6 protein-coding genes are annotated in these 14,013 nt (G+C 56.9%); 4 read left to right on the top strand and 2 right to left on the bottom strand.

Annotation, left to right across the window (positions count from 1 at the left end; all coding sequences use genetic code 11):
• Positions 1-181 precede the first annotated feature (181 nt).
• Together IEN85_RS03740 and IEN85_RS03735 are read right to left on the bottom strand one after the other, a co-directional pair.
• Entirely contained in the window at positions 182-2,176 is a 1,995-nt protein-coding gene (locus tag IEN85_RS03740) for a sialate O-acetylesterase (protein ID WP_318186576.1), read from the bottom strand.
• A 93-nt stretch (positions 2,177-2,269) separates the two neighbouring features.
• A complete protein-coding gene (locus tag IEN85_RS03735; protein ID WP_191615722.1) occupies positions 2,270-4,021 on the bottom strand; it encodes a hypothetical protein in 1,752 nt (583 codons plus the stop codon).
• 187 nt (positions 4,022-4,208) lie between these two features.
• Between IEN85_RS03735 and IEN85_RS03730 the strand changes: the two genes are divergently transcribed.
• The 4 genes from IEN85_RS03730 (at position 4,209) to IEN85_RS03715 (ending at position 13,988) form a co-directional block, all read left to right on the top strand.
• Positions 4,209-7,403, top strand: a complete 3,195-nt coding sequence (locus tag IEN85_RS03730) for a TonB-dependent receptor (protein WP_191615721.1) — start codon at positions 4,209-4,211, stop codon at positions 7,401-7,403.
• A gap of 23 nt (positions 7,404-7,426) precedes the next feature.
• A complete protein-coding gene (locus IEN85_RS03725; RefSeq protein WP_191615720.1) occupies positions 7,427-10,816 on the top strand; it encodes a lamin tail domain-containing protein in 3,390 nt (1,129 codons plus the stop codon).
• A gap of 133 nt (positions 10,817-10,949) precedes the next feature.
• Positions 10,950-12,785 (top strand): metallophosphoesterase, encoded by a 1,836-nt coding sequence (locus IEN85_RS03720; protein ID WP_191615719.1) that lies wholly within the window; start codon positions 10,950-10,952, stop codon positions 12,783-12,785.
• A 195-nt stretch (positions 12,786-12,980) separates the two neighbouring features.
• Positions 12,981-13,988 carry a LacI family DNA-binding transcriptional regulator gene (locus IEN85_RS03715; RefSeq protein ID WP_191615718.1) on the top strand — a complete coding sequence of 336 codons (1,008 nt, stop codon included), beginning with the start codon at positions 12,981-12,983 and terminating at the stop codon, positions 13,986-13,988.
• Positions 13,989-14,013 lie beyond the last annotated feature (25 nt).

Here is a 14,013-nt window from a genome sequence, read left to right as displayed (position 1 = left end):
TGCGTTGAGTGCCTTGCGAGAGAGAGCGTTTAGGGTTCCGAATTTGGATTGATTGCCTCCAGCGTCGGAGGTGCGGCCGTGAGTTTGCTTCGCAGGGAGGCACACGCAAGATTTATTAAGTGGTATTGCTGAAGTGCTGGTGCGGCTGATGGGGCGCGGCCAGAAAGCTGGCTTTCGCGTTTTACCGATCGGTGCGGAAGGGGCTTGCGGGGAGGCCTTCGGCGTTGCCGAGGTTGGCGAAGTCGGGGTTGTCGGCCCAAGCGTAGCGGACATAGCGGGGCGCCGGGACTTCGTCGCTGGATACAACGACGGCGTCGCCTTTGATGACGGCGTCGCCCCAGACGAATTTTTTGTCCTCCCCCGCTATGGCGAAGTGGGCGAGTTGTTCGCCGTTGCTGGATACGAGGCCGCTGCCGGTATGGTCGAAGTGGAGCACGATCGTATCGTCGACGATTTCCTGGGAGCGGAAAAGGGGCCCGGAGGTGACGAGGTCGGTTTCGCCGTAGGCGTGCTGCATGGCTTGCAGGGCGAGACGTTCGCCGACCTGCTTCTTGTTGCCGGGGTGGATGTCGTTCCATTCGCCCAGATCGATGGCGATACCGAGACCGGTATTGGGTGTCTCGAGAGCGGTCTGAAGTTGGACTTCGCGCATCTCTGCCCAGTTGCTATGGGACGGCGGTAGGAAGTCGATGTCCATGAAGTTTGGCAATTGGGCGATGAGGAATGTGGCGTTGGGGGCGTTCCATTGCTGGCGCCAATCGGCGATGAGGTTTGGTAGGAACTCCCGGTAGCTCGCTGGGTTGCCGGCGTTGCTTTCGCCTTGGTACCAGAGCATCCCGCGTAGGCCGTAGCGGGTGAAGGGCGCGATCATGCCGTTGTACAAGCCGCTGGGCTGTGATTGGGCGGAGATCCCTTGCTTGTAGGAGCGAGTTGGGCGGTAGACTTCGCCTACCTTGTAGTGCCAGGTGCCCTTGAGGTCGATGGTCTGGCCGGCGACTTCGAGTTGGTAGGGCTTGTCGTGGATGAAGCCGCCGCTGCCGGCGTAGTTGGTCACGCGGATAACGAAGAGGTTCTTGCCGGGCTTGGTCAGGTCTGTGGGGATCGTGTATCGACGTTGTGGGTACTCATAGGTGGTGTTCCCTACTTTTTGTCCGTTCACGTAGAGTTCGTCGGCGTTGCGGATGCGGCCGAGCTTGACCTTTATTTCCTGTCCGGCGAGGGCGGCGGGGATTTCGATCTCGCGTCGGTACCAGACGACGCCGTCGAGATTGCGTAGGCCTTGGTCTTCCCAGTAGCCGGGAATGTTGATGGATTTCCAATTGAGGGGCTGGTGGGCGGGGTCGTACCACTTGGGAGCGCTGGCGAGGCCGCGATCCTCGCTAGGAGGCGGCGTATCGGATTCGCGGTCGGCTTTGGCTTCCGCGTTGATGCGGTTGACGTATTCGGTGTCTTTGTTGCGTTCGATTGTATCCAGAATGTCAGGAAAGTTTTTGAATCCTGCTTCGCTGGTCCAGGCTTCGATGCGGGTGCCGCCGACGCAAGACATGATAATGCCCTGAGGCACTTGGTACTTGTCGAAGAGTTTCTTTGCGTGGAAGTAGCCGACGACGGTGAACTCGAGCAGGGACTGAGGATCGGCCTCTTGCCAGCTGAGGCCTGGGAAGTCTTTTTGCGGTCCGGTGAGTATCGGATTTGTGGGTACGCGAAATTGGCGGATTTGGGCGTTTTTGGACGCGGCGATTTCGGCGGCGTACTCTTCCTGCCAGCGGTCGAAGGCATGGGTCATGTTCGACTGGCCGGAGCAGAGCCAGACGTCTCCCATGAGGATGTTTCGCAGGGTGATCTCGTTTTTGCCCGCAATTCGCATCTGATGAGGACCGCCGGCAGGGGAGGGCGGAAGCGATACCTGCCAATTGCCCGCTGCGTCGGCGGTGGTGGATAGCGATTTGCCGAGGAAGTGGACGCTGACCTTTTCGTCGGGATCTGCCCAACCCCAGACGGTCAGGTCGCTGTCCCGTTGCAAAATCATGCCGTCGCTGACGATGCTGGGAAGGGTGACGTCTGCGGGCAAACTCGGGCAAAGTGAAGCTGCCAGAAGGGATATAAGCGTGAGGGTTCTCAGGGGCATGGACTGGTCGGTCAAATTGAGGTGGGTCGCCAAAAGGGCGACCTTCACGAGTAAAGCTAGACTGTGGCAGGGACTTCCGCTTGGCGCAACCCGTTCATGCTGGGGCGCGCGCCCTGTTTGGTCGCATTTTAGACGGAGCCCTCACTCTTGTGTCGCCGCCGTGACTTTTACGATGCGGAAGAGGGCAGCACTGCCGTGAGACACTGTCAAACTGAAGCTTGTGGTTTGGCCGGTTCCGGAGAGGGAGTCGATGGTGCTGAACTCGCCTGTTGTGGGATGGCTTTTTTGGAGCTGGTAATCCCATCCGTATTCGGAATCGAAAGACAGGGTTGCAATACCGCTACTCTTGACGGACAGGCTTGCGGGAATCGGGTCCGCTATCTTTTGCGAGGAAGCCTTGTAGCGCTCGATGCTGACGAATTCGTAGTCGATGTCGATGGAGCTTTTGTCGTTGCTCGCGGGGGAAGTGCTTACGCTCAGACCGAGCAGATTCAAGTCAAGGGTGGGGGCGGATACTTGGGGGGCGACGACCGTCTGTTGCTCCTCGACCAGTTTGATCGAGCTATCGAGCGAGACAGTGAGTTCGGAATCAGTCTCGAGAAATCCTATTGCGGCTTTGGAGGGCAGGTAGGAACTGAAGTAGGGAGTCGATTGGGAATCGACCCGCAGGTTCGTATTTGATGATCGCTTTGAGGCGATGACTTGCAGGCGCTTGTTGAGACTCAGCAACAGATTCTGGGAGTCTTGGGGAATTGAGGCGAAGATATTGGCCCCTGCTATTCCTGCCAGCTGGAGGGTCGCGGTTTTATCTGAAGCGAAGCTTGTTTGGAATTCGATGGTTCCGCTCGTGGACGATATGCTGAGCAAAGCAGGATTGGTAGCGAAGAGGGTGTTTGGATTGGGGGTTGAGCCGGCGATGTAGTAGGCGTTCTCGTCCGTCAGCGCGGAGGTGCCGTTATAGGTGAAATTCTCCAGAGTTCTGGCGAAGTTTAGGGCGCCGTTGCTGTCGACGAGCGCCAGATGGGTGGAGGGAACGCTGCTGAAAGGCTGTCCGGGGATTCCCACGGTGGTATCCGGAAGCGCGATGAGGAGCTTGCCGTCGACGACGCCTGCCTGGTCGCTAGTGCGGCTAACGGTTTCGATCGCAAAGGATCTCGACCATTGCAGTTGCCCGTTGGCGTTGATGCGGAGAACGAAGAAGGTGTTGTTGAAGGTGGACTTGCTTTGGTTGCGTATCGATTTGAGGACTGTCAGGTAGATTTCTGGACTTCCGCTGATTCGGTGAATCCTAGTCGATTGGGTGACATCTTCGGTTGGGCTAGTTGGCATGAAGCCGGCCGAGGAATAACTGTTTTCGAAGACTGGGGACCCGTTCGCGTCAAAAACGGCGAGCCGCTGGGACGTCCCCACGTTTTGTAGGAAGCCGATGCGCGAGTTTGCTAGGAAGCTCAGATCGGAGCCGATGTTCGAGGGCGCGAGGGGATAGCGGAAGGAAAAGGTTTTTGAGCGATTGTTTCCGTTGATGCGGAGGACGTCCAGGTAGGCCTCGCCGATTCGGTATGCGAAGGCGTGATCTTGGCTGGAAGGGTCGGAGTGGAGCTGAAAGGTGGCATCCTCGGTGGAAAAGGCCCACTGCAGAGAACCGGATGGATCGACGCGTCCGTAGCTTTGCGTTTCGACGAGGTTACTCTCCGAGGTCTTGAAAGCACTTAATCCTGAAAGCGAGTATCCAGATGCCTCCGGGGATAGGTTTCCTGCTGAGAGGGGAAGCTCGGCTGAAGAAGGGAGCCGGTACCAGTGCTCATTGTTTGATGCGGCGAATAGGGCGCTTTGAAAAATGACAGCCGCTATGACGGTGAGTCCTCTCAGTGAAGTTAGAAAATCGATACGCATGAACCTTGCAGGCTTTTGGCGTCTGGATCTGATTTCAACGATAATGTAGTTGTTAGAAGGATACAGGTTTGCGCCTTTTGTGACAAGTTCGTTACTGCAACGTGTTGTGGACATCGCCTCTCGTCAGATCCGACCGGATCGCGAACTTTGCGGCCTTCAATTTTTTTGAGAAGGAGCCTAAACAACTATGAACTTACAGAATCTATTCGCGTCGTTTGCAGGAGCCGGGATGCTCTCCCTACTCGGGGGACAGGTCCATGCAGCGACGATTGAAGGTCACGTGCGGGATGACGATCAATCCCTTTTTATCGAAGGAGCGAGCGTGGTCGTGCAGGAGACAGGCGCGTCCGTCTACACCGAACGCGGTGGGCGCTATGTCCTTAACGATATTGCCGAAGGAAACTACACGCTGGTAATGAAGGCCCAGGGGTATCCGGTGCAGGCGTTGAGCGTCTCGGTGGATTCGGCAGCGGACGTAGCCACGGCGAACTTTATCTTAAGCACCGACGTGGTGGAGCTTGAGGGCTTTACGGTCAAAGGTTCGCTGATTGGAGAAGCGAAGGCGCAAAATATCCAGAAGTCCGCTCAGAATCTGGTGAACGCGGTATCGTCGGACGCTCTCGGCCAATTTGTGGACAGGAATGCCGCGGAAGCTCTGCAGCGAGTTCCGGGGGTCACGGTGCAGGACAGCCAGGGGGAAGGTAAGTTCGTGATTATCCGAGGGGCTGATCCTCAGCTCAGTAACATCATGCTGGATGGCATCGAGGTCGCTACGCCCGAGGAAAACGGTCGCCAAACCGGATTGAATATCGTGACGGTTGACCAACTTGAAAGATTGGAGGTATCCAAAACCTGGCTACCCAATCAGAAGGGCGGCGTTATCGGTGGTACGGTTAACCTGATTACGCGTAGCGCCTTGGACCGCGGCAGGATGTTTGGCTCAGTGGAGGCGGCGTTTACCCAGTACGATCTCGCTGACGATTCAAGCCATCGTCTCAACCTGACTTTTGGCGACGTACTGACTGACAAGGAGTTGTCCTTTCTCGGAAACAAGCGCTTAGGGGTGCAGTTTTCGGTTAACATGTCTGAAGACCAGCGAGCGACTGAAACTTTGACCGCGGGTTGGGACCCGTCGCCGGCGCCTCTTTTGCAGGGCGATCCGATTCTTGGATACGTGCTGAACGAGACGAACTTTCGCGACTTCAAGATTGTACGCGAACGTAAGGGCTTCAGCGGTCGCTTGGAGCTGGAGCTGGCCGAGGATCAAGAAGTGTTTCTCTCGTTTTCCCATAACGAGTTTGACGACGAGGAAACGAATCGCGAGTCGGGACGAGGAGCCCGCACCGGAGACAGCAACACCTATGCGGGAGCCCGTCGATTGACTCCCGAAATTGCCGGGCAGTTGGGCTTGGACCTGAGCGATCCCTTCAACATCGACAGAATCAACACCATCGACCCCACGCAAGGTTCGTTGACTTATGCGGAAGCGATACAGCTCGGCGACTTGGTCTATGATGCGGATTTGAAGCAGTACACTTACTCGCGCTGGGGCGGCACCGTTTCGAACGAGTTTCGAAACATCATTACGGAAGACAAGATCTTCACCTTCCAGTTCGGTGGGGACCATCGCTTCTTTGACGATGTCGATTTGGAGTGGAAGTACTACCAATCGGACGCGGAGCAGAATCGAGTTTCGCGGGGAATGGTTCTGGCGGGCTCGGGGGTGCAGGTCGAATCCCTTTCTGGTGGCGACCCAAACCGGCCGATCATCGAATCGCTTTCCGTGGGGGCGTTTTACGATCCCACGCTTTTCCAAATTTCGGAAGACACTGCTGCGGGTCCTTACCACAACCTAGCGGACAGCGAGGACAAGCGCGACGGATTTGAGCTGAAAGCGACCAAAAACTACGACTTGTTCGGGTTCCGGATGGAAACGGAAGTCGGAGGTTCTTTCGATTTCCGAGACAAGACGTTCAAGGTTAACAACAACAACTACAGCAGTCCGCTAGGCGCCTTCGACGACACCTTGTATCCACTGAACCGGATACGTCTCTCGGACGACGTATTCTATGGAGGAGACAGCGACAGTTTCGTGGAAAACTTCGGGTCGGACTTTCTCTATGGTCCTACTTTTAACGTAGACAGCACGCTCGCCTTCCTGAGGGACCCCAGCTCCTACGGAGCGGAATTTGGACAGCTCCCAAGTGAGATCAACGCGAACTTCACCGCGTCTGTGACCACTGACTACGTCGCCACCGAAGACATTCTGGGCGGATACTTCATGCAAACCGCTCGGCGCGGAAACTTGCAGGTGATCGCTGGAGTTCGCTATGAAAACACGGAGAACAGCTTCGAGAACTTGTCCATTACGACGCGTACCGGCGATGGGCAATTCATCTCCCCCGCCTACTGGCGCTTCCTCGACGAGGGCGTCTACTCGAGCTTGGTCCGGACCGAGCGGGAATACGATTACTGGCTGCCAGCTGTGCACGCCCGCTACGATGTCAACGATTCCTTAGTGCTCAGGGCGTCGGTAACGGAGACGATTTCCCGGCCTACGTTTACGGACCTTGTCCCCCGCGAGGTTCCAGGGATCAGCGGGGCGCTCTTTACGAACGTGATGGAGCTGCCGAATTTCGAGCTGCGTCCCTGGGAATCGCGCAACTACGACCTTTCGGTCGAGTACTACTTTGAGCCCTTGGGAACGGCATCGATCGGTATCTTCGAGAAAGAGCTGGACGGTCCGATCTACGTTGAGCGCCGCGACGATGTGGGGCCGAACGAGGAGACTGCCTACTACGCGGAAATCTACAACAGCACCGGCCGCAACGTTTCTCCCTACACCTTCACGCGCCGCGTGAACGGAGGCGAAGGGGAGTTGAGTGGAATCGAGTTTTCCTTCAACCGCAGCTTGAACATGCTTCCGGGCTTCTTCGAGAAGATGGCGATCGACGCGAACTACGCTACCTTCGATTCCAGCGTCGAGCTTGTGACTTACGAACGATTGGGGGAAGAGGTTCCCCTGTTCCGCCAGCCTGACGAGACTGCCAACTTCTCGCTCTCCTACGAAGACGACCGCCTGTTCGTTCGCGCCAGTTACAACTTGCGTGGAGCTTACCTGAACAGCGTTCGCGGCGGGGGAGTGATCGACGAGCTTGCCCTGCTCGATGAGCCGGCCAATGCCCTGGACACCTACGTGGGCGAGAGCGAGCGGGTTGACTTGATCGCCCGCTACAAGCTGCGGGATGGGCTGAACCTCTTCTTCGAGGGGACCAACCTGACCAACGAGCCGCTTGTTCAGTACCAAGGCGACGAGACGCGGGCCACCTCGGTTCGCTACTCGAACCCGATCTATACGCTTGGCCTCAAGCTGAACTACTAACCTGAGTTTTGAAAATATTTGTCATGAAAAATAGAATACAATCTTCATATTTTCGCCGCTGTTTCATGGGCGCGGCGATTCTCGCTGCCGCGAGTGCGGCGTGCGGCGCTACCGTGTCGGCCTTGCAGGAAAGTTTTGAAACAGATGGAGCGGGCACTCGTTACCTAGTGGAGAACGGTGCCGACGACGGGGAGGCGGACTTCTTTGCTCGCCGTCAGGAATTTTCCAACGGAACGGTGGCGGCCGGGGGTACCATCGACGGCGACTGGTTGTTTGGAGCTCGCGACATCGATAACGCGACCAATTTCACCTCCAGCACGGAAGACCTGTTGGCCCAGGAAGGACGCCTGACTTGGAGTGGAATCGATATCTCCGGCTTGGGGAATTTGCAGCTTACCATGGCGGTCGCCGAAGGCGGCGAAGGGTTCGAGCCGAACAACACGCTCTTGATCGAAGTGCGCGTTGATTCGGGCGAGTGGATAAACATCGGCGGTTTCCGCAGCCGTGGAACGAACGCGCCGGCTCGCTACTTCGTGGGCGGCGCCTCTACCTTGACGGGGGTCGACAGCCCACGACTGGTACCCGAGTTCGTGGACTTCGATTGGCCGATCAACATGTCGGGATCGAGCTTGGACCTGCGGGTCACCTTCAACTCCAACGCCTCGGCCGAAGACTACTACCTCGATAACGTTCGGGTAACGGGTGACGATGCGGTGTCCTTCTTCGGATTGAACCTGGAGCAAGAGGTCTTCCAGGAGCCAGCTGACGCGGCCTTGGGCACGAGCTTGGTGATCGATTTGTCCACTCCCGCGCCTGTTGGAGGATTGGACGTCGCTCTCGGCTTGACGGACATTGCCCTCAACACCGTAAACCTGCCTGCAACGCTGCAAGTGCCCGCGGGGCAGACACGATTGGAGGTCCCCTTCGAGATCCGCCAAGATGGACAGTTCACCGGCGTCAAGGTGATCGAGATCGATTTCGAGGCGGAGGGCTATTCTACGGAGCGCCTTCGCTTTCGGGTGGAGAATTCGACGCCTCAACCACGCGTCGTCATGATGGAACTGCTGAACGTGAATCCCGGCGTTACGGAACTCGACTTGATTGGAGATTCGAACGGCGACGGAATTCGCAATGGAAGCGCGGACGATTTCGTGGAAATCGTGAACTTCGAGGATTTCCCGGTCGACATCAGCGGTTGGACGATTTCGGACGATTTGGGCATTCGCCACGAATTTGAAGAAGGCTCCGTCATCGGGGCAGGCCGAGCGATCGTGGTATTCGGCGGAGGAAATCCAACTGGTGTATTCGGCGGGGCGACCATCCAGAAGTCGTCATCTGGACTTTTGGCCTTCAACTCGAACCGTCCTGAAATCGCGAGCTTGGTGGCTCGACTGGGTGGCTTGGTCGAAACGGTAGATCTTCTGATCGACGGCGACATCTATCCGGTGGAGCCAAACGGAGGCTCCATCCACCGTAGCCAAGGCGTTGCGGGTGCGGACTTCACGATCCACTCTCAGATCAACGGCTCTGGCGGCTCGCTTTATTCGCCAGGTACTTTGCCGAATGGCCAACCATACTTCACTCCTGAGAACGTGCTGTCTCTCTCCTTGAGCAAAAGCTCGATTCGGGAAGACGAATCAGGGGCCGCTACGATCGCGACGGTCGGGCTTGAGTCGCCAGCTCCTGCCGGTGGCCTGGAGGTGACGATCGAAAGCAACGGTTACACGCTCGACAGCGAAGGGGCGATCGAGCCTGACGAAATCACGCTCGAGTCCACGACGGTTACGATTCCCGAAGGGCAAACTCAAGTCACGTTTCCAATAAGTGGATACGACGACGAACTGCTGGATGGAACCAGAGACGTGCGGATCGTGGTCCGGTCCGGTCCCGACATCTTGCCCGCGCTGGCGATTTTGAAGGTAGAGGATATCGAGCCGAATCCGTACAATATCGTTATCAGCGAGGTTATGCCTATGATCTTGGGAACCGGAGCGGACATTAACCGCAATGGAGTTCTGGAAGAGGCCGTTGGAGACAAGTTCATCGAATTCGTAAACCTGTCCGGGTTCGTAACGGACATGTCGGGGTGGCAGATCCGCGTGTCTGAAACCGGTGGAGCCTCTGCTCCGGAAATCGTTCATACCTTCCCGGCCGACACTCATCTAAACGACCAAGGCGCTTTGGTTGTTTTCGGACGTGTGACCGAAGAAACCTTGGCAGCTCGGGAAACTGCGTTTGGAAACGCTGTCATCCAAGGCGCCTTGAATCCTGATGGTTCGAACCGAGCCAACGGATTGTCTATCCAGAGAAATCAGGACACGACGATTGAGCTTCTTAACGCCGAAGGCTTCCAAGTGGCGGTAGCCGTGTACGAGTCCGACATCGCGAACCAGGCAATGGCGATCACCCGCGCTCCTGAATTGAGCGGTGAGCTTACCTTGCACCTCGAGGCGACTCAAGGGGAGTTCATCGTTTACTCTCCGGGATTGACCTTCTTGGGCGAAGCCTATGCGGGCAACGGGGATGCGGAACTGCCCACGGAAGCTGTCACGGAAGCGGCCAAGGCCAGCGAAGCTCAGGCTCAAAGCACGCCGAGCGAGGTAGGGGCTCCATTGCCAACGCGTCTCGTCTATGCTGCGGCGGAGGGCTATGTATCGGAGTCGATAGCCAGCTCGCTCGTACTCGGTTTCGAGTTGCTCGGCGAGCAGGGCGTAACGACGCTGCTGAGGGCTTCCAGCGAACGCGATGCGAAGATTGACCTGTATCGACAGACTGAGTACGGAACCTACGAGAGCGTCGGGTCGAACGACAATTGGGATCTCGATTCGGCTCAGGCGATTGAGGCTTTTGGTGCTGAGGTGAACGCTGAGTCAGGATTGGACGCAGCGTTGATCGTCACCCTAGAGCCCGGCGTTTACACGGCGGTCGTCGCTTCCCAATCGGGCGCTGGTCAGGTTGTCGGCGAAGTCTATCTCTCCGCGTCGGCGGACCAGCTTGCAGCGCTTGCGAACGTATCCAGCTTGACCCGTATCGGTCCGAATGGAGAAACCGCTAAGCTCGGATTCGTAGCTGCAGACGGAAACCGCAGCCGCTCCCTTGTGAGGGCGATTGGTCCAGGCCTCGCGGCTTGGCGCGTCAATCCGGTCGCCGCTGATCCGCAGCTCGTCGTTTACGACGAGTCTGACAAGGAGATCGCTCGCAACGACGATTGGCAAAGCGGCGATGCTGCTGCGTATTCTGCCATGGTTGGCAGTGGTGCTCTCTCAGCAGGCAGTTTGGATGCGGCGCTTTTCGTCGATGCGGCAGAGGGCGCGTTCACAGCCGAAGCCGAGGGAGATGCTGGCGGCAGCGTATTGCTCGAACTCTTCGATCTTAACCAGTTCTTGGAGAGCGATCCGGAATCGGCGAACTAAGCCTTTCGCTGGATGAATTAAAAAGGGGGCAACCGGCGGGGATATCCGCCGGTTGCCTTGTATAAGAATATCAATTACGAGAATAATGAAGTTATCGAAACCAATTTTCGCCTTCGCTATAGGAGCTTTCTCCATGGCGAGCAGCGTTAGCGCTCATTCGGGTCACGACCATTCTTCCGCGAGCAACGTGAAGGACTTGCCCCGTGTAGTTATCCAAGAATCGGATACGGTAAATCCTTGGACCGGCTTGGATCTAAACAATGATCCCAGCAATTTCCAGTTTGCCATTATTACCGACAACACGACGGGAGGTCGGGAGGGAGTGCTGGAGGACGCCTTCTGCAAGTTGAATTGGCTGCAGCCTGAATTCGTAATGTCGGTGGGTGACCTCATCCAAGGCTACACGACGGACCGCAAGCAGCTGGAATATGAATGGGACGAATTTGAGGGCTTCGTGGAGAAGCTGGAGATGCCGTTCTTCTACGTGGCGGGGAATCACGACTACACGAATCCAGTGATGGCCGAGGTGTGGAAGGAGCGTTACGGAGCCAGCTACTACTCGTTCGTTTATCACGACGTGTTTTGCCTGGTCTTGAATTCCAATGACGAAGCGCGCCCGCATGCGATGACGCAGGAGCAAGTGGATTGGGCCGTGGCGGAAATCGAGAAGCATCCCGACCCGCGCTGGACCATGGTATTTATCCACACGCCGCTTTGGGATCGCAATGACCCGACGGGGAAGTGGCCGCAAATCGAGGAGGCCTTGCAGGGGCGGGATTTCACTGTCTTCGCGGGGCATCATCATCGTTACGTCAAGCATAGCCGCAAGGGGAAGGAATTCTTCACCTTGGCGACTACCGGGGGGAATAGCGGTTTGCGCGGTCCGCGATTCGGCGAATTCGACCATGTCGTTTGGGTGACGATGACGGACGAGGGGCCGATTCTCGCCAACCTCATTCTTGAAGGAATCTGGGACGAGAACGTGAGGGATGAAGAGGTTCGCCAGGTGCAAAGCGCGTTGATCGATGACGGATCGCTCGCCCTGCAGCCGATCCTGTTTCGAGAAGGACGTTTCGATCGCGGTCAGCTGGCATTCAGGTTTACCAACGATTCCGATTATCCGGTAGACTTCGAGATGCAGTTCAAGCAACTGGAAAACGTCGTCATCAAGGGGAAACGCTCGGGCAGCTGGAGATTGCCGCCCAACGAGGTGTTGACGCTTGATTTCGACGTCGCCAACGCCAGCGACGATTTCAGCGAGGGAATCGCTGCGGAGATGCAGTGGAAACTTGCCTTTGATCGCGATGGGGAGGCAATCCGGTTCGAGGATTCGGAATCGCTGTCCGTGGTGCGCGAACTTCCGATCAGAACCGAAGCAGACTTTCTCGTGGATGGAGATCTGAAGGAGTGGGGATCCTTGTCCTATCGATCCCCCGAGGTCGCGGACTGGCACTACCATCGTCGATGGGAGGGCGAGAAAGACAGCCGTTTCGAATTCGACGTCGCTGAGGACGGGGAGAACTTGCTCGTGGCGGTAAAGGTTTTCGACGACAGCCTTGCCCTGTCCGAGGAAGACGCCCTTTGGGCGCAGGACAGTGTAGGAGTTCTGATCGACGCCAGACCGCAACGGGTGCGTGGCTCCAACAAGGCGGATCGCCGTCCTCTCTTTTTCAATATCGCGCCCGGTCCGAACGGTGACACCCGCGCTCGAGGAGCTGGATCCTATCCGGAGGGATCGACTTACGTCGCTCGCAAGACCGCTCTCGGGTATGCGCTCGAAATCTCGGTGCCCTTCGCTTATCTGGACGAGCAGGGAGGCGGCGATTGGGACGGTATCCGTTTGAATGTTACATTGAACGACAAGGACTTGGAGAAAGACGCGGTTGCCAGAATTTTCTGGAAGCCAAGCTGGAATCGGGACGACGCGGTTCCCGGCGCAGGCAGTTTTTATCGCGTCGAACGGGAGTGAGCAGCGACCTCGCTTCGCTTGCCCCGTATTTTTAGGGCAAAGCTTTGACCTGGCTAGGAGCATCGCCCCAGTTCTAGGGGAAGATTTTAAGCGGCGTAGCAGGGCCTACCGATGGCCCTGTTACGTTCTGTTTACGGGCTCTTCTTCTTCTGGATATGCCGGAAGGGCTCCTTCAGTTTCGACGCTGAAGCGTAAATGGAAAAGACGAATCGGAGAATCGTGACATTGGCAGATGTGGCTCAGCTAGCGGGAGTCAACAAGTCAACCGTTTCGCGGGCTCTGAGGGATTGCTCGCACGTGGGCCACGCCACTCGTGCCAAAGTGTTGAAGGCAGCAGAGGCGCTCGGCTACCGCCCGGACCCGACCATTTCCCGCTTGGCGGCCCAACGGTGGCGAAGTGGAGGTGGACGAAGTCGCGAAGTCCTAACGCTTCTTTTGTGGCGGCGAACAAAGCGGGTACTGCGTCTCGTCGCATTGAGTCGTCAGTTGTGCGAGAAGTATGGATACGATGCCGACATTGTCTACGCGTCTGATTTCGTGAGCGCGGAATCGTTGCGCCGTAGCCTCGAGTTCAGAGGGGCCGAGAAGATCCTATCCCTTGGCTTGCTGGAGGGTGATCGCTTGGATCCGCTCTTGCTCAAGCGTTTCCAGATCGTCAACTGTTGCTCTATCCTTGAGCAATCTGTTTGCTCGGTCGACTTGGACTGGAGGCGCATGCTCGGACTGGGAGTGGACCACTTTCAACGACGCGGCATACGCAAGATAGGGCTGGTGCTTACTGCTTCCGAAAATCGGGAATCTCGAATTCTGAAGGATCGTTTCGAGGAGCTTTTCTCGTTCAAGTATCAAGTGTTGCCTGTTTTCTCGGGTAACTTAGGGACGGATGATAATGTGCTCTTGTCTTGGTATGACGAATACGAGCCTGAGTCTATAGTGAGCGACAGTTACAGCGTTTTCCAGACGCTGGAGGGACGAGTCGCCGACCGAAGCAGCTTTTTAACTTTGAAATCGGACGACGAATCGCAATGCGATGAAATCGTGGGTTTCTGTTGCGGAGACCGCCTTGTCATTGAAAGGGCGATACAGCTTCTAAGATTGGAAAAACTGCCCGGTTCGGAAAGCAGGATGGAACTGCACCATATCGTCCCCGATTGGAGAGCGCCGGTCGAGGCGGGGGACCGGCATTGTGGTTCCTGCTCCTGAGGCGAGATGCCTATGGCGAGGGCCT

Origin of the sequence: Pelagicoccus enzymogenes (assembly GCF_014803405.1) — a bacterium.
Taxonomy (GTDB): Bacteria; Verrucomicrobiota; Verrucomicrobiia; order Opitutales; family Opitutaceae; genus Pelagicoccus; species Pelagicoccus enzymogenes.
Note: the sequence above shows the minus strand (reverse complement) of the source record. Positions and strands in the feature narration are given on the sequence as shown.